Here is a 21909-nt window from a genome sequence, read left to right on the forward strand (position 1 = left end):
TCCGGCATGACGATGATCCCGACACCGGTGTGCACCAGCCCGGACGGCAATGAATTCGATCTCGCCGCCACCCGCTCCCTGTCGGTGGGTGACGCGGCACTTGTCCCGCTCGCCGAGACTTTCCGCGCCACACTGCGGCATCTCACCGGCATCGAGCTGCCCGCGCCGACCATGGAGGCGGCCGTGTCCGCCCGCCCCGCGCTACGGATCGAGTCCGGTGCGACGGAGGCCGCACTGCCGCCTCCGACCGGACGGCGAGCCGACGACGGCGACCCCCGATGCGAATTCTCCGTGCTCGAGATCGGCGAGCACGGAATTCGGGTCCGGGCAGAGCATCCCGAAGGCCTGCACCGCGGGCTGACGTCGATCGTTCAGCACGCCGGGATCGGCTCCGGCCGCGTGCCGTGCGGACGCATCTGCGACGCGCCTCGGTTCGCCTGGCGCGGGCTGTCGGTCGACGTAGCCCGGACATTCGTTCCCGTGGCCGAACTCAAGCGCGTGGTCGACATGCTCTCGCTCTACAAGATGAACGTGCTGCACCTGCATCTCACCGACAACGAGGGCTGGCGGCTGGAAATCGAGTCCTGGCCACGCCTGACGGAGGCCGGCGCACGTGGCATCCATCCCGGCCACTACACGAAGGACGAGTTCCGCGCCATAGTCGCCTATGCCCGTGAACGCTTCGTCACGGTCGTGCCGGAAATCGACTTTCCCGGACACGTCGGCGCGGTGCTCGCGGCTCACCCGGAGCTTGGTCAGGAGGCCCCGGACAGTGACATGCCGATGCCGACCGGCCACCTCGCTGCGGACTCCGAACTCGTGTGGCGGTTCGTGCGCGATGTGCTCACCGAAGTCGCGGACATCACGGAGGGTGCCTACATCCACATCGGCGGCGACGAGGCATTCGCGATGACCGATGACGATCATGCCCGGTTCGTCTCCCGCGCGGTGCGTCTCGTGCGGGGACTCGGCAAGAAGGTCATCGGGTGGCAGGAGACGGTGCGCGGCGACGTGGGACCGGACGAGATCATCCAGCACTGGATCGACTTCGCCTCGCAGGCGGCGGCCACTGCTGTGGCAGGGCTTGCGGACGAGGCCGCGTTCTACGTCACGATGTTCGCCAAAGCTGCCGCCGATCTGCCGAAGGCCGCGGCGAAGGGCACAGGTGTCCTGCTCTCACCCACCGCGCACGCCTACCTCGACCGGCCGCACGGCGATCCGTCCGCCGATCCGGACCAGGAGACGAGACGGTCGCGGCTGGGAATGCAAAGGTACCCGGCGACTTCCCTCGAGGCGTTCGCGAACTGGGAGCCACTCGCCGCCGCACCGGAGATCGAACCTCCGGCGATCGTCGGCGTCGAGGCCGCGCTCTGGTGCGAGACCGTCCGGAACATGGCCGACCTCGAGCAGTTGCTCCTCCCTCGCCTCCCCGGCGTCGCCGAGGCGGCATGGGCGCAGCCAGGCCGATTCACGTGGCCGGAACATCGCGATCGGCTGGCCCTGCAGGCACGGATGTGGCAGCGGGCGACGTGGCGGTGGTATCAGGCCAATTCCGTGGACTGGCCCGCCGGAAGCTGAGGACACGCTCGTTCACAGTCCACTGTGGCCTAGCGTTTGCCGTCCAGCCACACCTTCTTGACGCCCGCGAACTGATCCCTGGCCGGGCCTACCGATTGCGGCAGGCCCGGCACCCAGGCACGGTCGCCTCTTCACTCCTCGCAGCGCTCTGTCACCGCGAAGGTCGTGCCACTGAGCATCTCTCCGACGGGGGTCGTGGCCCAGGCGGCAAGGTGCTCCGGTCGTTCTGCGCTCCGGTTCAGCAGGTCAACGATCTCTTCAACGGCAGGAGGAGCCGGCTGAACGCAACGAAGGATCGGCTCGCCCCGGGCGGAGCTGTTCTCCTCGCCGGAATCGCCGGACTCCTCGATCCACCGGCCGATCTCGACCCTCCACTCGTCACGACCGGGGTCGCGGCGCGGGAGCGGGGCATCCACATTGAGGTAGTGACCGCGGTACGGCCAATGATCGACTGTGATCGTGAAGTCGTCCAGGAACGTGAGCTCATGGTTCGCGCACTTCCGGTCCGCGTCGAGAAGCAGCCGCAGGTCTGTGGCCGCTGTCCTGATCTGCTCGGTGGTGGCGTCCCGCTCCAGGCGGTTCAAGCGGTCGCGAGTCTCGTCACTCAGTCCGTCGAACCCGTCGGCGATCGCTACGAGCGGGCTACCGAAATCACACAGGCGCCGATTCTCCGGCTGAAGTACGCAGACATCGGGTTCCTCGTCGGGATCCTCGGCCAATGCGTCGCGCAGTCCATGCGCTTCAGACTCGAGTTCGGCCGCGATCGCTTGCTGCACCGGCGCGGGCACGGCCGCCACGGCATCGTCCAGATCGGACAGTGCGTGATACAGCAGGACCTTCACCTGCTCGTACCACAGGCTGTGCGCGCCCTCCAGCAAGTCGGCACGCGCGGTTTGATCGGTCAGCGCGGCAACATGCTCCTGCGGGTAGGAAGCGGCGAGATATTCCTCGTGGCAGTCCCGCAGTTCCGCGGTCTGCTCTGACAGGCAGACGGTGCCATCGCCTTCGGTCTCCCACACGCTGACAGGTACGGTGGCGCAGGCGGAGATCCGGTTGAGCGCATCAACGATCGGCAGGGCAAGCGTCGCGTCGGCCACGCTCGTGACGGTTGACGACCGCACACCGCCAGGCTCGCGGTAGGTGGCCAGGATCTGCACTTTTCCACGGCTGGGATGCTGCGAGTAGATGGTCAAGTGGATGCCCTTTCAACCAATGCGTCCACAATGGACCGCATCGGCGGATACTGGAAAGCACGGGGAACGAGGCGGTGGCGAAGGCGCGTTCCAGCGCTCCATGCCTCAAGGGGATGCCGGCGGTGGCTCAGGTCCGATCCCAAGCTCCGTGCCTGATCTCGACGGTACAGCACGGCGCAACGCACTTTGGCGATCTCGCCGAACCGAGCCGATCGGCTCGACTTGTCCAGCCGATCTGCCGGAGACCGTGTCCATCCGACGGGTCTCACGGACATGAGATCATCTCGGGACGCTCGGCGAGCACGGCACCGGGCTTCATCGGGACTCCGATCATCTGCGGCGTGCTCATCTCCGCGATCGATCGAGTCAAGTTCGATAGGATCGAACAGACTCGCGCGTGAGCTGAACCTGTTCCCGCGCAGCACCCCGGGGAGGATCCGTTGCGCAGCTCGGAACGTCGCGACCAGCAGCAGGCCGAGACCAGTTCGGACCAGGTCGGCGCCCGGATGCGCCAGTTCCGCACCGAGCGCGGCCTGACGCTGCGCGGGCTGTCCGCCCGCGCGGGGCTCTCCATCGGGTTCCTGTCCCAGGTCGAGCGTGGTGTTTCATCGATCGGCCTCACCGCGCTCAAGAGCGTGGCCGAGGCCCTTGACCGGCCGGTCGCGGAATTCTTCCAGGACGACGACGTACCAACGTCCGTCGACGAGGAGACGCCGCTCCCCCGCCACTTCACGCTGACCAGGGCGGAGAGCGGCGCGACGGAGTACGTGTCCGGTCAGGTGACCTACCGGATGCTTTCCGACCGGGGACCCGACCTGGTGCTGGAGCCGATGGTGGTGCACATCGCCCCTGGTGGCAGCCGCGAGGAGGCGTATGCGCACGCCGGCGAGGAATTCGCCTACGTGGTGACCGGCGAGCTGCTCTACGAGGTCGAGGGCGTCGAGCACCGGCTGCGCCCGGGCGACAGCGTCCACCTTCGCTCCAGCGTGCCGCACAGCATGTACAACGACACCGAGCAAGTAACGACGGTGGTCTCGGTGGTCACCCCCCGGCTGTTCTGAAACCAGGGGCGTGTTCACTCTCACGAAACTTTTTTCGGCACCCCTAGCGTGTGGCCAGGGCGTCCGCGGCCGGTTCGCGGCGGAGCAGCGGCAGCACGGCGGTACCCAGCAACTCCACGCCCTGCTCGTCGGTGAGTCCGTGCGGGGTGCCGAACTCGACCCGCCGTACCCCCGCGTCGATCAGCGCCTGCGCCTGCTCGGCCACCTGCTCCGGCGTACCGGCGAACGCGAAGAGGTCCAGTACGTCGTCGGGGATGAGCTGGCCGGCCGCGACGTGGTCTCCGGCATCTACGAGCGCGGTGACCCGGGCGAGCAGGTCAGCCGGTACGTCCGCTGTCGGGTCCAGGTCGGCGACGACGGCCAGATACATCGCGACCTCCGTGCGGGCGCGGGCCCGGGCAGCCGCACCGTCCTGGTCCACCACCGTGACCGCGCCCAGCACGACGCCGACATCCTCGACCGGCCGCCCGGCGGGGTCGGTGCCCGCGCGCAGCCGTTCGCGGATCACGCCGACCATTCCTGGGTTGGCGCTGCCGCCCACCTTGATCTCCGCGGCGATCCGTCCGGCCAGCGCTGCGCCGCGTGCGCCCCACGCGCCGAGCAGCAAGGGCGGGTCGGGCCGCCGCACGCGGTAGCGCAGTGCGGTGCCCGGCGCGAGCGTGAAGATGTCGCCGGTGAAGCCGTCGGTGTCGCCGCGCAGCAGCCGGTACATGACTTCGGCGCACTCACGGAGCGCGATGAGCGGCCGCGGCTGGGCGATGCCGACCGCGCCGAGCCAGGTGCCGCGCGCCAGGCCCAGGTACGCCCGCCCGTCCGAGGCGAGATCGAGGGCGGCGACTTGGCCCGCTATCTCGTAAGGCGCCATCGAGTACGGGTTGAGGCACGCCGGACCGAGTCGTACCCGCTCGGTTGCGGCGGCCATCTCCAGCAGGGGGAAGATCGGCGGCTGGTACATCAGATCGCCGAACACGGTCAGCACGTCGAAGCCGCACGCTTCAGCGAGGCGAGCGAGGCGGGAGTACGTACCGGCCGGCTTGTCGCTCTGCAGTCCCAGCCCGATCTCAGCCCGGGTCATGTGAGGTCGCTCGAGTTCATTCGCCGCCGGCCGGTGCGCTCGACCCGCATCACGAGCCGCTCTTCCGGGTCCGGGCAGGCGAAGTGCGAGTCCTGCGCGAGCCAGTCGCCGGGCGGCACGTCCCGCTGCTTGGCGGCGAGGAAGGGCAGGACGGCGGCGAGCGCGTACACGCAGAAGTGCTTGCCCTCCGGCAGTGTGAGGTGGGCACTGTCGGTCAGCTCGAAGTAGTCGCCGACCGCCATCCCGCAGACCGAGCGCCCTTCGATGCGGTCCACGGATACGCGCAGGTCGTACAGCTCCATGTCCGTCACGGCAGGACCCTTTCCGCATGGTGGTGCACGATGAGCCAACGGCCGCCGTCCCGGCGGAGCACGTCGGTGACTCTGGTCTCGTCAGCCTGAGCTGCTCCAGCTGGCACGGCCACCAGCACGTATCGGGCGGCGGCGGTGTCGTTCCATACGTCTACCCGTAGGTCAGTGGCGGCGAGCCGGTCCAGCTGCGGACGATGCCCGGCCGCGTCCCGGGTGTCCCGGTACGCGTCCAGTTCGGCACGGGTGCGCAGGGGCCCGGGCAGGTGCGTTTCCCAGGTGGTGACGTGCGGGTGCAGGTAGCTGTCGAACCGATCGCGGTCGCCGGCTTGGAACGCGTCATACATGTCGGCGATGCCGGCGGCGATCAGCGCCGTGTCCGAGTCTGGGTGCCTCATCCCACGCTCCATCCTGCCTGGTCGTCGCGGACCACTCGGCCGCCGGTCATCACCCAGCGCACGCCCCGGAACGCGGACGTGTGCGCCGCCGGGTCGGCGTCCATCGCGATCAGGTCGGCAAACCGTCCAGGTTGGACAGTGCCGAGGTCGTCCGTCGCACCGAGCCAGCGCACCGGCCCGAGTGTGCCCGCATACAGGGCGCGGGCTGGCCCGATGCCCGTTTCGGACATGTATTCCAGCTCGCGTACCGAGGCAGTGGTGCCCTCGAAGTGCCAGAACGGTGGCATGTCACTGCCGAGCAGCACCTCGACGCCGGCTGCCACCGCAGTCGCGTAGCTGTCCAGGTGCCGAGGGCCGGCGCCGAGCGACCGGGCTTGCATCCACTCCGGCACACCGAGCTCGTCGAAAAACTCCTTGCACCGCGTCACCAGCAGCGTGGGTACGAGGGCAGTGCCGCGCTCGGCCATCCGAGCGGCCACCGCCTCGGTGAGCTCGTAGCCGTGCTCGACGCAGTCCAGACCCAGCTCGACCGCCTCGGCGATCAGCTCAGCCGGACCGGCGTGCGCGGTGACCCGCCGTCCCCACGCGTGCGCGGTCTCGATCACCGCAGCGAGCTCGTCCGGGAACAGCTGGCGCGTCGTGATTCGCTCGTGTTCGCCGGCGATGCCCCCGGAGATCATCACCTTGATCAGGTCAGCACCCGCCTTCACCTGGCTGCGTACGCCCCGGCGGAAACCGTCGGCGCCGTCGCACTCAAGGGTGTCCGGGTTGTCATGACCGTGCCCGCCGGTGCACACCAGCGCACGACCGGCGGTGAAGATACGCGGCCCGGGTACGCGGCCAGCGTTGATGGCCCGGCGCAAGGCGAAGTCGGCATGGTTGCTCTCGGCGACGCAGCGCACCGTCGTCACACCGGACAGCAGCGTGCGGCGGGCGCCGTCGGCCATGTACAGGGCGAGTTCGTGCGGATTCATCGCCTTCACTCCGTCACCACCGGTGCCGGGCAGCGCGAGCGACAGGTGTGTATGCATGTTGACCAGCCCGGGTGTCAGGTACGCACCGCCGAGGTCCACTGTGGCGTGGTCCCCCGCCTCGCGCGCCTGAGCGAGCACCTCGGCACGCGGCCCTACGGCAGCGATCCGTTCGCCGCGTACCCACACCGCCCCGTCCGGCAGGGCAGGCACGCCTTCGACGACCCGTCCGTCCACAATGGCGCAACCGACCACCACAGTGGACGTACGCGCGTTTTCTTCGCTCATACCTCTAATCCGTACTGTTCGTGGGCGGCCTCGGGAGAGACGTATCCCTCGGCGACGTCCTCGCGTACTGCCTCCGGGTCGCGTCGCCGCGGGTCTCCATGGCCCCCGCCGCCGCCGGTCAGCAGCGTCACCCGGTCACCGACCTCGACCTGGGTCCGCTTCGTGCTCACCCGCGCTTCCCGCTCGGTGCCGGGAAACACGACAACCTGGTTGGGTTCCGGCTCCTGGCCGCCGTCGAGAGCCCACGGACGGGTGCGCGTCTTCTTGATCACCGACAGGAACTCGCCCGGGGTCACGAACCGGATGTCCCGCCGCAACCCCACGCCGCCCCGGAAGCGGCCCGCACCACCGGAATCGGTACGCATCTCCACCCGCTCGAAGAACATCCCCGTCTTGGCCTCCAGCACCTCGATGGGGGTGGTCCGCCCGGTGCTGCCGGAGATATGGGCGGCCGCGTCCATGCCGTCATGCGAGACGGTGGCGCCCCAGCCGACCGGGTCGTTGTTGCTGACCGCGAAGAGCTGTCCGGTGTCCGGATGGGTACCAACCATCATCATGCCCGGCACGTCACCACCGGACGAGGCTGGCAACAGCTCCGGCATCCCCTGCGCGAGCGCCTTGAGGATGAGCTCGACCGCCACGATTCCGGTCCACAGGGTGTATGTGGGCTGCGGGTACACCGCGTGAAACAGCGTGCCCGGCTCGGCCTTGACCCGCAGCGGGGCGACGGTGCCCTCGTTGGACGGCTGGTCCGGCGAGGTCAGCGACTTGAGGACCACCTTGCAGATCGCCTCGGTGGCGCCGAACGGCATGTTGATCGGACCGGCGACGGCCACCGCGGAACCGTCGAAGTCCACTGTGAACTCGCCGTCGGCGACGGTGACGGTGGCCTGCATGCGCACCGGCTCGTCGCTGATGCCGTCGTCGTCCAGCCAGTCGACGGCGGTCCACGAGCCCTGCGGCAGCCGCTCAAGGGCGGCCCGGCTACGTGCGGCGCCGTCGTCGATCATCCGTTGTACCGCCGCTGCAACGGTTTCCTGGCCGAACTTCGCCAGGATCTCCAGCAACCGCCGCTCGCCGGTGCGCAACGCCGCGATCTGGGCGTGCAGGTCGCCGAGCACCTCCGCCGGCATCCGCGAGTTGAAGCGGATCAGCTCGTGGATCTCGTGCACCGGCTCACCCCGGGAGACCACCTTGGTGCCGGGGAAGATGATGCCTTCCTGGTGCATGTCGGTGGAGTCGAGCACGTATCCGGGATCCTTGGCGCCAAGGTCCATCCAATGCGCCCGGATGCACAGGAAGCCCACGGGCGTCTCGTCCCCGGGAGTGAAGACAGGCGCGAAGAGAGTCGCGTCCGAGGCGTGCGCGGCGTTCCAGTACGGGTAGTTGAGCAGCACCACGTCGCCGGGGTACAGGTTCTCGCGGCCGACGTACTCCACGCCCTTGCGTAGCGAGAAGTCGTTGGCACCCAGGAAAAACGTCAGCCCAGTCGCTTCGGCGATCAGGCGCAGGCCGGCGTCGTACATGGACATGCCGAAGTCGTGCACCTCATAGATGACCGGGTTGAAGGAAGTACGGATCAGCGTGGCTCGCATCTCCTCGGCCGCCGAAATGAGGTAACTGCGTACTACCTCGACGGTGGCACCGTCCACTGTGGTCACGCTGCCTCCTCTGCGAAGGTCACCAGCAAGTATCCGTGCGGATCCACCTCGACGCGCTGTCTGCTCGGCACGACTGTGGTGGAAGTGCCATCGTCGATGAGTGCCGGACCGGTGAAAGTGTCGCCCGGGGCGAGTTTCTCCCGGTCGAACACCGCGAACGGCACCATGGCGCGGGCGGCCACGTCGTACGCGACGCGGTGTCCGCGCATCGCCCGCTCCGGATTGCCGTCACCCGGTGGTGGCGACGCCAGTGTGGGGCGTTTCGTCCGGCCGATACCGCGTACTCGCAGGTTGAGGATCTGCAGGCGGTTGTCCATCGTGTGGCCGTAGCGGGCGTAGTGCAGCTCCTCGAATCCCGCACGAATGGCGTCCGGCCGCAATTCGCGCCCGACGGTCACCATCAGCGAGTGCTCCTGGCCGAGGTAACGCAGCTCCAGCTGGCGTTCCAGCACCGTGTCGGCGGGCGCGACGCCCTGGCCGGAGAGCGAGGCGAGCGCCTCCGCTTCGACGCCCTTGTAGAGCACGTCCAACTCGGCCAGGTCGGCGTCGTCCAATGTGGATATCACGGTACGCGCGAAGTCGTCCACGATGTCGGCCGAAAGCATGCCCCAGGCGGAGAAGCCGGACGGCGCGAACGGCACCACGACCTCCCTGATTCCCATCTCCCAGGCCAGCAATGGGGCCAGCAATGGCCCCGCGCCACCGAAGGCGAGCAGCGAGAAGCCCCGTGGGTCGTGTCCACGTTCGACAGTGATCTGCCGGACCGCGCCCACCGTACGGGCGAGGAGCACGTCGACAATCCCGGCCGCGGCCGCCTCGGCGGTGAGCCCGAGCGGCGCGGCGATCTGTTCGGTGAGCGCCTGCCGGGCTGCGTCCGCGCGCAACCCCATGTCGCCGCCCAGGAACCGGTCCGGGTCGATGTACCCGAGCACGAGCGCGGCGTCGGTGACGGTGGGCTCGGTGCCGCCATGGCCGTAGCAGACCGGGCCCGGGTCGGCACCGGCACTGCGCGGGCCCACCTTCAGCAGACCCCGGTCCAACCAGGCGATCGAGCCGCCGCCTGCTCCGATCGTGCGGATGTCGTACGTGGGGATCAGCAGCGGGAAGTGCTCCAACTGGGCCTCGTACGCGGCGACCGCAGTCTGCCGTTCGATGACGCAGGCATCCAGCGAGGTACCGCCGATGTCGAACGTGAGCATGTTGTCCCGGCCCAGAGCTCCCGCCAGGTACGCGGCGCCGACGATCCCGCCGGCCGGCCCAGACAACACCGTGTGCGTCGGCGATCTCTTGGCCACTGTGGACGTCATTGAGCCGCCGCCGGAACGCATGATGAGAAACCGGCCGGCGAACCCACGCCCGGCCAGGCCGTTCTCCAGCTCGTCGACGTACCGCTCGAAGATGGGCCGGATGTACGCCTCCAGCACTGTGGTGCTGGTCCGCTCGTACTCCCGGTACTCGCGCACGATGTCCGTGGACAGCGACAGGCTCACTTCCGGGTACAGCTCGCGGATGATCCGGGCGGTCTCCCGTTCGTGCGTCGGATCCAGGAACGAGTGCAGGAAACAGATCGCGATCGACCGCACACCCTGCTCCTCGACGAGCGTACGAGCCGCGGCACGAACACTCTCCGGGTCGAGCTCCTCGACCACCCTGCCCCGGTAGTCCAGCCGCCCCGCCACTCCGGCCGTGTACCGCCGCTTCACCAGGCTCTCCGGCCGCTGGTAAGTGAAGTCGTACATGTGGTCGTCGGGCACGTTGCCGCGGCCGAGCAGGAAGACGTCCCGGAAGCCCTCGTTGGTGACGATGCCGGTGGCGCCGCCCCGCCGCTCCAGCACCGCGTTGAGGCCGAGGGTGGTGCCGTGGATGAACAGCTCCACAGTGGACAGGTCGGTGCCCAGTGCCGCGATCGCGTTCAGCACGCCGTCGGCCGGGCGGGCCGGGGTCGTGGACGCCTTGCGGAAGCGGACCCGGTTGGTGCGGGTGTCCAGCTCCATCGCGTCGACGAAGGTGCCGCCGATGTCGACGGCGAGCCGGATGTGCGGTTCAGGCACGGGTCTGGGTCCTTTCCTGGAGCAGTGTGGGGAGCTGCGGGACGCGCCAGCAGGCCGCCTCGCTCGCCCCGTACGCGATCAGGGATTGCGGCTCCGCGCGGCACTTGTCGGTGACGAACGGGCACCGCGACGCGAGCGGGCACCCCGTGGCGGCGTCCGTCTCGTCAAGGTCCTTGCGGAGCTCGACAAGAGGGCCGATGAAGCCGCCGTCGAAGCTGGGTGCGCTGGACAGCAGCGCCCGCGTATACGGGTGCTTCGGGTCGCCGAACACCTCGTCCACCGGGCCCTGCTCGACGACCTGACCGAGGTAGAGCACCACGACCCGGTCGCAGAAACCGCGCACGGTGGCCAGATCGTGGGAGATGAACACCGAGCCGCGGCCTGCATCGCCGGACAGCTCCGCGATCACGTCGAGGATCTGCGCCTGGACGGTCACGTCCAACGCCGATGTGGGCTCGTCGAAAACGATCAGGTCGGGGTCACCGACCAGCGCCCGGGCGATGCCGACCCGCTGCGCCTGCCCGCCGGACAGTTCGTGCGGACGACGGCGGAGCACGGCCGGGTCGAGGTTCATCCGGGCCAGCACCTCGGCGACCCGCTCCGCCCGCTCGGCCGCCGGCACGCCCGACGCGCGCAGCGGCTCGCCGATCGCGTCGGCCACCGTGCGGCGCGGGCTCAGCGACCCGACCGGGTCCTGGAAGACCAGGCGCGCCCGGGTACGCAGCCGACGCAGCTTCCGCCCATGCTGAGCATGTAGGTCGGTGCCGTCGAGCCGTACGGTGCCGCTGGTCGGCGGAGTCAGGCCGAGCATCAGCCGGGCAAGAGTGCTCTTGCCGCAGCCGCTCTCCCCCACCACGCCAACGGTTTCGCCCGCCGCCACGCTCAGACTCACCCCGCGCAGCGCGTGGTGGCCGCCGCTACCGAAACGGCTCCCGTACACGACATGCGCGTCGTCGATCTCCATGACGACACGGCCGGGTTTGGCAGCTGGGCGGCCCGTCAAGGTCGCCGGTGCTATCGGCCCCGCCTGAGGATGGAAGCACGCGTACTCCCAGCTGTCCCCGGTAAGCGTCGGCCGCTCGGTGGTGCAGCGATCCGTCGCGTGCGCGCAGCGCGTAGCGAAGGGACACGCCGCAGGCGGCGAGGACAGCAGCGGCATCGCGCCGCCGATCGCGCGCGCCGGACGCCCCGAGACGTCCGGGACGGACGCCAACAATGCCCGGGTGTACGGGTGTGCCGGCTCGCGCAGCACCTTGGCGGCCGGGCCGTTCTCCACGACCGTGCCTGCGTACAGCACCACGACCCGATCGCAGATCGGCGCGATCGAGGCGAGGTCGTGCGAGATGAGCAGCACACCACGCCCGGCAGTGTCCGCAGCGTGCCGGAACTGCCGCAGGATCTCCCGAGTCAGCGTGACGTCGAGCCCGGTGGTCGGCTCGTCGGCGATCAGCAGCCCGGGCGCGCAGCCGGTGGCCAGCGAGATCATCACGCGCTGCGCCATGCCGCCGGAGAGCTCGTGCGGGTACGCCTCGAGCCGCCGGGCCGGGTTGCGGATGCCGACTGCCTCGAAGAGTTGGCGCGCGGTGTCCCGTGCGGACTCTCGGCCCATCTGCTGGTGGGTGGTGAGGCGGTCGGTGAGCTGCCGGCCGACGGTTCGGGTGGGGGCGAGCGCGCCGCGTGGGTTCTGAAAGCACAGCGCCGCACCGTGTCCGCGGTGCGTGGCCAGCGCCGCCTCGTCCATCTGAAGCACGTCCGCACCCTCGAACCGGACCGCGCCGCCGATCTCCGCACCGTCAGGCAACAGCGCCACGATCGCGCGAGCCACCATGCTCTTGCCGCCGCCGCTCTCGCCGACCAGCCCGACCACCTCGCCAGCGTCGACATGCAGATTGACGCCGCTGAGCGCGGCGACGTCCCGGCCTGGCCGGCGGATGAGCACCGAGAGATCCTCGATCGACAACAGCCGCTCACTCATGACCGCCGCCTCGCGTCCGACCGCTCCTGCAGTCCCTCACCGAGCAGGCTGAAGCCGAGCACGCAGACCAGCAGGGTCAGGCCCGGCGGCACCGACGTCCACCAGCGACCGGCCACCACGTCCGGGCTGCCGAGACTGATCATGGCGCCCCATTCGGCAGCCGGTACGGTCACGCCGAGGCCCAGAAACGACAGCCCGGCCAGGGTCAGCATCGCCCAGCCACAGTTCAGCGGCGCGATGATCCGCACCGGCGTGAGGCTGTTGGGCAGGACATGCCGCCACAGCACACCGAGCGTGGACGTACCCGAAGTGACGGCCGCGTCGATGTATGGCAGCTCGCGAATCGATCGGACCTCGGCCCGCACCAGCCGCGCGTATGCCGGTGCGTTCACCGCAGCGATCGTGATGACCAGGTTGGCCGTGCCGTTGCCGAGCAGCGCCGCCACGGCCAGCGCCAGGATGAACGTGGGAAACGCCTGAAGAATGTCGACGATCCGCATGAGCACGTCATCAGCCCAGCCGCCAAGGTAACCGGCGAGCAGCCCGACCGCCGTACCCACCACCACGGCGAGCACGACGGCAGCGACCGCGACGCCGAGGTCGAGCCGGGCAGCGTGCAGCAGCCTGCTCCAGACGTCCATCCCGTTGGCGTCAGTGCCGAGCAGATGCGCGCCGCCCGGTGCAGCGAGGGCCGCAGCGGGGTCGATCTCCTCCGGACCCCAGCCGCTGAGCAGCGGCGCAGCCACCGCCGCGAGCGCCACCACGGCCAGGATCGCGGAACCGCTGACGATCAACGCGCGGGAGAACCGCCCATCGCCCGCGCGGCGGGTCACGGCCGGCGCACGGGGGCCGTCCGTGGCTCGTAGGTCGGCCATCAGATCCTCACTCTCGGATCGAGGATCGCCTGCACGACGTCGGCGATCAGGAACACGATCACGTAGCAGAGCGCGATCAGCAGCACAGATGCCTGCACCACCAGGTAGTCCCGGTAAAGCAGCCCGCGCAGCGCCCACTGGCCGAAGCCTTGCCACGAGTAGACGTACTCGACGAGCACCGCCGAGCCGATCGCGGTACCGAAGACAAGTGCCGCCAAGGCCGGCAGGCGGGCCAGGGTGGGGCGCAGCAGATACCCCCGCAGGAGCGTGCGTCCACGCAGGCCGTGTGCGGACGCGGCGCGGTACGCCTCCGAGCGCAATACCTCCAGCGCGGAGGCGCGGATGCTACGCAGCAGCGGCGCGACAACCACGATGGCGAGCGTGGCGACCGGCAGCACCAGGTGGCTGAGCGCCGACGTGAACGCCGGTCCGTTGCCGGTCAGTACAGCGTCAAGCAGATCGGCGCCGGTCAGCGGTGTCAGGCCGGCGTCCGGATCGACCCGGCCGCTCGGTGCCGGGAACCAGCCCAGTGTGCTGTAGCCGACCAGGATGAGCACCAGGCCAAGCCAGAACTCGGGCATCGAGTTGCCGATCAGCGCGAGGACCCGCACGCTGTGGTCACCGATCCGGTCGGCACGCCGGGCCGACCAGATCCCCAGGACGACAGCGACCACCAGCGCGAGCCCGACCGCCAGGACGACCAGCTCCAGCGTCGGCCCCACCCGCACGGCCAGCTCGGAGCCGACCGGCCGGCCGCTCTGGATCGACGTGCCCATGTCCCCGGTGAACAGCCCCTTCAGATAGCTGAGGAACTGCTCCCACATCGGCTTGTCGAGTCCGAAGCGAGCGCGGGCCGCTGCCGCGTCTGCCTCTGTCGCGTTAGGACCCAGGATGGTCCGGATCGGGTCGCCGGGCAGCACGCGTACCAGCACGAAGGTCAGCACGATCACGCCGAGCAGGACCGGGACGACCTGGAGCAGCCGCTGGGCGACGAAACGAAGGAGCCGCATCCGGGGGTCAGCCCGACGTGCTCAGGTACCGCAGCCGGGCCAGCCCGTCCGTCGGCTGTACCCAGCCGGAGACCGACGAGCGGACCGGCAGGCTGAAGTTCGGCTGGCAGACGATCACCCACGGCACGTCGGCGGCGAAGATCTGCTGGACCCGCTTCCACAGCGCCAGGCGGGCCGGCTCGTCGATGGTCGTGTGCGACTGCTCGTAGATCCGCTCGATCTCCGGGTTGAGGTAGCCGGAGTAGTTCAGTGCCGCGTCCTTGACGAAGCTCGTGGCCAGCATGTACTCGACGTCGTTGACCCACAGCTGGCCGGAGGTGATCTGCAGCGGCACGTTCTTCTGCTGCCGCCTGCCGTCGAGTGTGGCCGGGTCGAGCGGGGTCAGTTTGAGCTCGATGCCGGCTTTGCGTGCCTCGCTCTGCACCAGCACGGCGATCCGCTGCTGGGTGTCGTTGTCCGTCTCGAACACCAGCTCCGAGTTGACGGTCCGGCCGGCCAGCGCGGCCTTCGCTTTCTCGACGTCGTAGGTGAATGGGTAGCCGCTCTCGTCGTACCCGGGCGTGTCGATCGGCACGACGCTTTTGGCTGGGCGCGCGTCGCCGCCGTACACGTTCGCGATGATCTGCTCGTATGGCACCGCGTACGCCAACGCCTTGCGGACGTTGATGTCGTTGAACGGCGCCGTGGTCACGGACATCTGGATCGCGACCTGTTCGTTGCTGGCCGCGGAGACGACCGTGACGCCCTTGGTCTTCTTGAGGTCGGCGATGTCCCGCTGCCCGATGCCGAGCGCGACGTCGATGTCGCTGTTCTGCAGCTGGAGGCGCTGGTTGGAGCCATCCGGCACGACGGAGATCCGGATGTTCTTGGTTTTCGCCGGGTCGGGGCCCGGGTAGCCCGGGTTGGCCTCCAGGACGATCTCCTGGCCCTGGGTGGCCTTCGTGACGTTGAAGTAGCCGCCGGTCGGTGGTTGCCTGGCCACCCAGTCCTTGGCCCACGGGTCGGCGTCGGTGGCGTGTTTCCTGGCTTCCACCGAGTCGAACACGTAGAGCGAGATGGCCTGGATCTGGCGGGTCAGCGCGCTGGGGAACGCCTGGGTGAACCGCACCGTGTAGTCGTCGACGATCTCGACCTGGTCCGGCTTGGTCAGGCCGATCGTGCCGTAGATGCCGGCGACGTTGGCCTGAGCGGCGAACGCGCGGTCCTTGGACCACTTGACGTCGGCCGCCTTCATCTCGTTGCCACTGGCGAACTTCACGCCGCGGCGCAGTTTGAGGGTCCATACCTTCTGGTCGGCGCTCGGCTCGAACGACTCGGCGAAGGCCGGCATGATGTTGCGCGTATCGAGGACCTTGGAACCGGCGACCTCGGTGACCCCGTAGTCGATCAGGTACGGGAACACGTTCTTGTAGAGCATGAACGCGGTGAGGTCGAAGCCGACGAAGTCCTGGTCCCAGCTGCTGAGGTAGCTGGTGACTGCGATGCGCAGAGTACTGGCGGCCGAGCCGCCTTCCTTGGACCCCGCCGCGCAGGCCCCGGTGGCCAGCAGCAGCGCGACGCTGCCACCGAGCTGGAGCACGCAACGACGCGAGACGCCCGAATCAGCCATGCGAAGTCCTTCCGCAACGAGGTGGCGACGGCGCAGCACCTGGTTCCGGGTGTTCTATCACACTAAAAGTTGGTGAACAAGCGTTGCTGGCCGAGTTCACCCATCGTTGCCCATAGTCGCTGCTAGCAGGGGACTTCACGGATCGGCTGCCCAGGTGGCCACACTGTTCACCGATGTTCACACCGTCGTTATTTCGGTATCCATGACGGAGCCGACCCGAGCGGGTGGCCGGAGCGGGATTCCCGGGTCAGCGCAGTGCCATTCGGCGTACCTCCTTCAACCTCGGGGCGTATGCATTTCGGCTGACCTGCGATCGACTTCCGACCGTGGCGCCGATCACTTCCAGCGCGATGAACTTTCGTGAGCTTCCTGTCGACTCGAAAGGAATTCCCTATGGTCGGCCCAAAATTCGGCCGCGCCGCAAGCAATTCACTCGTCGATTCCCGCAAAACCACTCGACGACTACGAATCGCGGTCACCACCGCCTCGATCGTGGCCGTGGCCGCGACAGGTGTCCCCGTGTCCGCGGCGCCGCAGGCCGTGCCGGAGACCAAACCGATCTACTCCTACCAGAACGCCATCCGTGAGGACGTCTACGTCGAAGCCCCCATGGACAGCGACAACGACGGCAAACCCGACCGGATCGCGATCCAGATCATGCGGCCGAAGGAAACCGGCACCGGGCTGAAGACGCCCGTCATCATGGAGCCGAGCCCGTACTACGGTCTGGTCAATGCCCGCACGGACCGCCAGATGCCGGTGGGATTCGACGGCTGGTACGACGAGTTCTTCGTACCACGCGGGTACACCGTGATCGAAGCCGAGATGCAGGGCACCAGCCGGTCCCAAGGATGCCCGACCACCGGCGGCCCCGAGGACACTATCTCGATCAAGGCAGTGGTGGACTGGCTCAACGGCCGTGCGAAAGCCTACTACGCCAACGGTTCCGAAACAGTCGCCTCGTGGAGTACCGGTGCCGTGGGCATGGCCGGTGTCTCCTACAACGGAACCCTGCCCAACGCGGTCGCCGCGACGGGGGTCGAGGGACTGAAGACGATCGTACCGATCGCCGCGATCTCCAGCTGGTACGACTACGCCCGGGCAACGGGAATCGGCTACACCGAATGGGGCCACCGATACCCGGAATTCCTCGCGAAATGGGTGGCCAGCTCGCCCGCGCTCACCCAGTGCGCCGACACCCTCAAAGCCCTCGGTGACAACGCCGCCGACGACACCTCCGACTACACGCCGTTCTGGGCCACGAGGAACTACCGGCCGGACGCCGGCAAGGTAAAGGCGTCGGTGTTGCTGGTACATGGCATGGAAGACTGGAACGTCAAACCCGGGCAGGGCGTCCTCTGGTGGGACCAGTTGCAGAAACACGGCGTGCCGCGCAAGATCTGGCTGCACCGCGACGGGCACATCGACCCGGTCCAGACACGCTCACGCGAGTGGAAACGCCAGCTGCACCGGTGGATGGACCACTGGCTGTTCGGCATGGACAACGGGATCATGAAAGAGCCCATGGCCGACATCCAGCGGCCCAACGGGACGTGGGAAACCCACCGCAGCTGGCCGGACACGGCCGCCCGCACCACGCGGCTGAACTTCGGCCCGGCCGGTTCCGGCGTCGCCGGCACACTGGGCGAAAGGCGCGCGACTGGCACCCAGTCGTTCACCGACAAGAGCACCCAGACCGAAAAGACGGCAATGGCCGACTACGCGGTCACCGCGCCCAACCGCCTGGTCTACGTGACCAAACCAGTAGCCGGGGACGTGCGGATGTCCGGCACATCTCGCGTGAACGTGACTGTGCAGTCCAACACCACGAGCGCGCCCCTGACAGCGTTACTCGTCGACTACGGGCCAGGCACCGAATACTCCGTGGCGGACTTCACCCCGATCGAGCTGATGACACAGAAATGCGATCTCGTTGACGTCGACCAGCAGACGGGTTGCGCCGAGCCTCGAGCCGAGCGCGCGATGCCGGTCACCGCGAAGGTGATCACCCGTGGCGCCATCGATCTGAAGAACCACTCTTCGATGGCCGTCGGCACGCCTCTTGTTCCAGGACGGAAATACCAGGTGTCCTGGGAACTGCACGGCAAGGACTACGTCGTCCCGGCAGGACACCGAATCGGTCTCGTGCTGATGGCCAACAACAAGAACTACATCCAGGTCGACACATCCGCCAAGGCGCTGACCGTTCAGCTCGACGCCAGCAGCCTCGACATCCCCGTGGTCGGCGGCCGGATCTGAGAATCCTCAATAGACAGACCCGGATCGGCCTGTAGGCGGCGAAGTCGCCGCCTACAGCCAAACCGGGCCGGACCACGGCGAGACCGGGGTTCCGCCAATGGGACGCTCCCGTGCGGCCAAAAGCGGTCTGCCTTCAGTCTTGGGTGCGTCGACATCCGGATTCTCCGACCGAAAAGCCTTGCTGTGCCTCGGGATCGTTCCGATAACGTCCACGCCGGCCCCGGACCGTGATTGGCCGATTTCCCAGCGTGATGTCCGAGGCGTGCGCACAAGAGAACCTATCGAGAGGCTTTCGAGGTGCATTCAGCCAGAAACCAAGTAGTCAGACGTGTGTCGATCGGCGTGCTCGTCCTGGGACTCGCGTCGGGCACAACACAAGTAGCGAGCGCGGCGCCGCGATCCGGCGCCGGACAGCAGAGCCGCTCGGTCACGCTGATCACGGGCGATCGCGTCGTGACTCTGGACGCGAACAAGGCCAGGACAATCATTCCCGGCAAGGGGCGGGAGAAGCTTGGATTCTCGACCTACACCCGCAACGGTCACCTGTTCGTCGTTCCGCGAGACGCCGTACCCCTTGTCGCACAACGGCGCTTGGATGAGCGTCTGTTCGATGTCACGACGCTGCTGAGTTCCGGCTACGACGACGCAAGCCGCTCCACTCTCCCGCTGATCGTCAGCCGCGAGCCGGGAATGGCTCAGGCGGCCGTCGCTGGCGCCACCACGACGGCGAACCTCGCTGTTGTCAACGCTTCCGCGATGGCTGTGGACAAGAACGGCGCTGCGTGGCCGGCTCTGGCCGGTGCGGGTGTCAGGAAGGTGTGGCTGGACGGCAAACGCAAGGCCACCCTGGATCGCAGCACCGCGCAGATCGGCGCCCCGGCCGCCTGGCAGGCCGGCCACACGGGTGCGGGGGTGAAGGTCGCCGTGCTGGATACCGGTGTCGACCAGACGCATCCTGACTTGGCGACTCGAGAGGTCGCCGAGAAGAACTTCACCAGCTCGCGAGACGCCGTGGACCGAGTCGGGCACGGTACCCACGTCGCCTCGACCATCGCGGGTACCGGCGCCAAGGCGAACGGCAAGTACAAGGGTGTCGCGTACGGCGCCTCCATCCTCGACGGCAAGGTGCTCGACGACGGGGGCTCCGGTTACGACTCGTGGATCATCGCGGGCATGGAGTGGGCGGTCGGCCAGGGCGCCAAGATCGTCAACATGAGTCTCGGCGGTGGGGACACCTCCGAGATCGACCCGATGGAGGACGCGGTCAACACGTTGTCGGCCAAGCACGGCACGCTGTTCGTGATCGCCGCGGGCAACGCCGGCCCGAGGCCGGAGACCATCGGTTCGCCCGGTAGCGCGGACGCCGCCTTGACCGTCGGCGCCGTGAACCGCGACGACAGCATCGCGGATTTCTCCAGCCGGGGACCACGCGTCGGCGGCGGCGCGGTCAAGCCGGAAATCACCGCTCCCGGTGTGGACATCGCGGCCGCCCAGGCCGCCGGCACCCGGATGGGCAAACCCGTTGCCGACGGGTATGTCGCCGCGTCGGGTACGTCCATGGCCACGCCGCACGTCGCCGGTGTCGCCGCGTTGCTCGCGCAGGTGCACCCGGACTGGACCGGCGAGCAGCTCAAGGCGACGTTGACCGCCTCGGCCAAACCGAACAACAAGCTCACCGCGCTCGATCAGGGCGCGGGGCGCGTGGACGTGGCCAGGGCGATCACCCAGGCCGTCACCACGGTTCCGGCGAACGCTGATCTCGGCACACAACTGTGGCCGCACGACGACGACAAGCCGGTGAGCAAGAACGTCACCTACCGCAACTCCGGCAAGGCCGACGTGACCTTCGACATCGCCATGCCCGTCCTCGGGCCGGACGGCAAGGCCGCGCCCAAGGGGATACTGACCGTCTCACCGGCGAAGGTGACCGTGCCGGCCGGCGGCGAGGCGTCAGTCACCATCACCGGCAACACCAGGCTCGGCGTGCTCGACGGCTACTACTCCGGCAAGCTGACCGCGACCGCGAGCACCGGAGCGGTGGTGAACACGGCAGTGGTGATCAACCGCGAGGTGGAGAGCTACACGCTGACCATCAACCACATCGGACCGGATGGCGCGCCGGCAGGTGGGGCCGGCACCAGCGTGGCCGGTCTGGAGACGCCGAAGTTCGATCGGGTGACTGCCGCCGCGGACGGCAAAGCCGTGGTGCGCCTTCCGAAGGGTGGCTACACGCTGGACAGCCAGCTGGACTCCGGCGGGCGCCTCTCGTGGCTGGCCTACCCGATGTTCAGCCTGACCGGTGACACCACCGTGGACCTGGACTTCCGGCAGACCCGCCAGACCCGGATCACCCCACCGGACCCGGCGGCCAAGCTGGAGCTGGCCGACATCTCGTACCTGCGCACGTCCGGGCGCAATACGGGGGGCTACGGCTGGTTGCTGACTGGCGGGGACCTCGGCACGGTGTGGACCGCGCACGTCGGACCCACGGCTGGTCCGCATGAGCTGGCCACGGTGGTGAGCACACAGTGGACGAACCCGAAGGGAGACTACTTCGGCCTCGGCTTCCACCACGCCGGTGCGATGGTCACCGGCTTCACCAAGACGGTGAAACAGGAAGACCTGGCCCACGTACACGCCACGTTCGGCGCGGCCGGGCCCGTCCTTCCGAGTTATCGGTATGCCGTGCCGCACTCGAAATCCGTTGACGGCCCGTCCACATGGACGAGACTGCTGCCCGTGACGCTTCCTGGTGAGCGCAACGAGTACTACACGACCGAGGACCTCTCGTGGATGTCCGGTCTGTGGATCACGTCGGCGGACACCGGCGCCAACGTCGTCGAGCTGACCGGGCCGTTGAAGGTCTACCAGCACGGCCGGACCTACGAGGAGTCCTTCAACCGCGGCGTGTTCGGTCCGGCCATGCCGACGACCAACGCTCCGTACGACTACGTCACGCGTGCCGAGAACACGATCTCGGTGGACATCCCGTTGTTCGGCGATGGCTCCGGCAACGCCGGAATCTCCGTCGTGGACAAGGCGGCCACGGTGCTCTACCGCGACGGCAAGAAGATCGGCGAGACAGAGGAGGCTGGCAGAGGCAGGTTCGACGTCCCGGCCAAGGCCGGGAACTACCTGCTGACCACCGAGGCGACCCGCAGCAGTGTCTCCGACCTGGCCACCACGGTCCGGGCTTCGTGGACGTTCCGCTCGGGCACCGTCGGCGCGGACCCGGTCCGGCTGCCGTTGTCCGCCGTGCGCTACACCCCCGCGCTGGACGCCACGAACTCGGCCCCGGCCGGCAAGTCGTTCATCGTGCCGGTGTCCGTACAGGCCCAGAACAGCGGGCAAGGCACGGTGCCCAAGTCGCTGAAGGTCGATGCATCGTTCGACGGCGGCCTGACGTGGACGCCGACGACGGTCGTGGCGAACGTGTTCGCCGTCGTCCAACATCCGAACGACGCCACGTCGGTGTCGTTGCGGGCCAAGGCGACCGACCGGGCGGGCAACGCCGTCGAGCAGACCATCATCAACGCCTACAAGCTGCACTGAACCAACTCGGAGCGGCTCCGGACACGCACGTAGGCACTGACGTGA

Annotated in this window: 15 protein-coding genes; 4 read left to right on the forward strand and 11 right to left on the reverse strand. The window is 68.3% G+C overall.

Annotated elements, in window-relative coordinates:
- The first annotated feature begins 6 nt into the window (after positions 1–6).
- Positions 7–1578, forward strand: a complete 1572-nt coding sequence (locus JOF56_RS46320) for a family 20 glycosylhydrolase (RefSeq protein WP_209645876.1) — start codon at positions 7–9, stop codon at positions 1576–1578.
- 131 nt (positions 1579–1709) lie between these two features.
- On the opposite strand, the gene JOF56_RS46325 is transcribed toward JOF56_RS46320, so the two are convergent.
- Complete coding sequence (locus JOF56_RS46325; protein WP_209645877.1) at positions 1710–2771, reverse strand: hypothetical protein; 1062 nt, start codon at positions 2769–2771, stop codon at positions 1710–1712.
- 440 nt (positions 2772–3211) lie between these two features.
- Here JOF56_RS46325 and JOF56_RS46330 point away from each other — a divergent pair, with 440 nt between their 5' ends.
- The gene (locus JOF56_RS46330; RefSeq protein ID WP_209645878.1) at positions 3212–3832 is read left to right on the forward strand and encodes a helix-turn-helix domain-containing protein; all 621 of its coding nucleotides are present in this window, start codon (positions 3212–3214) and stop codon (positions 3830–3832) included.
- Positions 3833–3875: 43 nt separating this feature from the next.
- On the opposite strand, the gene JOF56_RS46335 is transcribed toward JOF56_RS46330, so the two are convergent.
- Genes JOF56_RS46335 through JOF56_RS46380 form a run of 10 tightly spaced genes read right to left on the reverse strand, consistent with a single transcriptional unit; the run spans position 3876 to position 16053 of the window.
- Entirely contained in the window at positions 3876–4907 is a 1032-nt protein-coding gene (locus JOF56_RS46335) for an LLM class flavin-dependent oxidoreductase (protein WP_209645879.1), read from the reverse strand.
- On the reverse strand, positions 4904–5209 hold the full coding sequence (locus tag JOF56_RS46340) for a TIGR04076 family protein (protein WP_209648897.1): 306 nt from the start codon (positions 5207–5209) through the stop codon (positions 4904–4906). Before JOF56_RS46340 ends, JOF56_RS46335 begins: the two co-directional genes overlap by 4 nt.
- A gap of 5 nt (positions 5210–5214) precedes the next feature.
- Positions 5215–5613 carry a YybH family protein gene (locus tag JOF56_RS46345; RefSeq protein WP_209645880.1) on the reverse strand — a complete coding sequence of 133 codons (399 nt, stop codon included), beginning with the start codon at positions 5611–5613 and terminating at the stop codon, positions 5215–5217.
- Positions 5610–6872: an amidohydrolase family protein gene (locus tag JOF56_RS46350; protein WP_209645881.1), complete on the reverse strand. Its 1263-nt coding sequence runs from the start codon at positions 6870–6872 to the stop codon at positions 5610–5612. Before JOF56_RS46350 ends, JOF56_RS46345 begins: the two co-directional genes overlap by 4 nt.
- The gene (locus tag JOF56_RS46355) at positions 6869–8533 is read right to left on the reverse strand and encodes a hydantoinase B/oxoprolinase family protein (RefSeq protein WP_209645882.1); all 1665 of its coding nucleotides are present in this window, start codon (positions 8531–8533) and stop codon (positions 6869–6871) included. Before JOF56_RS46355 ends, JOF56_RS46350 begins: the two co-directional genes overlap by 4 nt.
- Complete coding sequence (locus JOF56_RS46360; protein WP_209645883.1) at positions 8530–10584, reverse strand: hydantoinase/oxoprolinase family protein; 2055 nt, start codon at positions 10582–10584, stop codon at positions 8530–8532. The genes JOF56_RS46355 and JOF56_RS46360 overlap by 4 nt, the downstream gene beginning before the upstream one ends.
- Positions 10577–12559, reverse strand: a complete 1983-nt coding sequence (locus JOF56_RS46365) for a dipeptide ABC transporter ATP-binding protein (RefSeq protein WP_209645884.1) — start codon at positions 12557–12559, stop codon at positions 10577–10579. Before JOF56_RS46365 ends, JOF56_RS46360 begins: the two co-directional genes overlap by 8 nt.
- On the reverse strand, positions 12556–13434 hold the full coding sequence (locus tag JOF56_RS46370; RefSeq protein WP_209645885.1) for an ABC transporter permease: 879 nt from the start codon (positions 13432–13434) through the stop codon (positions 12556–12558). The genes JOF56_RS46365 and JOF56_RS46370 overlap by 4 nt, the downstream gene beginning before the upstream one ends.
- On the reverse strand, positions 13434–14444 hold the full coding sequence (locus tag JOF56_RS46375; protein ID WP_209645886.1) for an ABC transporter permease: 1011 nt from the start codon (positions 14442–14444) through the stop codon (positions 13434–13436). Before JOF56_RS46375 ends, JOF56_RS46370 begins: the two co-directional genes overlap by 1 nt.
- A gap of 7 nt (positions 14445–14451) precedes the next feature.
- Positions 14452–16053 (reverse strand): ABC transporter substrate-binding protein, encoded by a 1602-nt coding sequence (locus JOF56_RS46380; protein ID WP_209645887.1) that lies wholly within the window; start codon positions 16051–16053, stop codon positions 14452–14454.
- 393 nt (positions 16054–16446) lie between these two features.
- Between JOF56_RS46380 and JOF56_RS46385 the strand changes: the two genes are divergently transcribed.
- Both JOF56_RS46385 and JOF56_RS46390 read left to right on the forward strand, forming a co-directional pair.
- Positions 16447–18312, forward strand: a complete 1866-nt coding sequence (locus JOF56_RS46385; RefSeq protein WP_209645888.1) for a Xaa-Pro dipeptidyl-peptidase — start codon at positions 16447–16449, stop codon at positions 18310–18312.
- 297 nt (positions 18313–18609) lie between these two features.
- The gene (locus tag JOF56_RS46390; RefSeq protein WP_209645889.1) at positions 18610–21864 is read left to right on the forward strand and encodes a S8 family peptidase; all 3255 of its coding nucleotides are present in this window, start codon (positions 18610–18612) and stop codon (positions 21862–21864) included.
- The last annotated feature ends 45 nt before the right edge of the window (positions 21865–21909 follow it).

Source organism: Kibdelosporangium banguiense, from assembly GCF_017876405.1.
Classification (GTDB): Bacteria; Actinomycetota; Actinomycetes; order Mycobacteriales; family Pseudonocardiaceae; genus Kibdelosporangium; species Kibdelosporangium banguiense.

Excerpts from the sequence above, each read along its gene's own strand:
- JOF56_RS46320 (WP_209645876.1), top strand. The coding sequence starts at position 7 with ATGACGATGATCCCGACACCGGTGTGCACCAGCCCGGACGGCAATGAA.
- JOF56_RS46335 (WP_209645879.1), bottom strand. The coding sequence starts at position 4,907 with ATGACCCGGGCTGAGATCGGGCTGGGACTGCAGAGCGACAAGCCGGCC.
- JOF56_RS46340 (WP_209648897.1), bottom strand. The coding sequence starts at position 5,209 with ATGGAGCTGTACGACCTGCGCGTATCCGTGGACCGCATCGAAGGGCGC.
- JOF56_RS46345 (WP_209645880.1), bottom strand. The coding sequence starts at position 5,613 with ATGAGGCACCCAGACTCGGACACGGCGCTGATCGCCGCCGGCATCGCC.
- JOF56_RS46350 (WP_209645881.1), bottom strand. The coding sequence starts at position 6,872 with ATGAGCGAAGAAAACGCGCGTACGTCCACTGTGGTGGTCGGTTGCGCC.
- JOF56_RS46365 (WP_209645884.1), bottom strand. The coding sequence starts at position 12,559 with ATGAGTGAGCGGCTGTTGTCGATCGAGGATCTCTCGGTGCTCATCCGC.
- JOF56_RS46370 (WP_209645885.1), bottom strand. The coding sequence starts at position 13,434 with ATGGCCGACCTACGAGCCACGGACGGCCCCCGTGCGCCGGCCGTGACC.
- JOF56_RS46375 (WP_209645886.1), bottom strand. The coding sequence starts at position 14,444 with ATGCGGCTCCTTCGTTTCGTCGCCCAGCGGCTGCTCCAGGTCGTCCCG.
- JOF56_RS46380 (WP_209645887.1), bottom strand. The coding sequence starts at position 16,053 with ATGGCTGATTCGGGCGTCTCGCGTCGTTGCGTGCTCCAGCTCGGTGGC.
- JOF56_RS46385 (WP_209645888.1), top strand. The coding sequence starts at position 16,447 with ATGGTCGGCCCAAAATTCGGCCGCGCCGCAAGCAATTCACTCGTCGAT.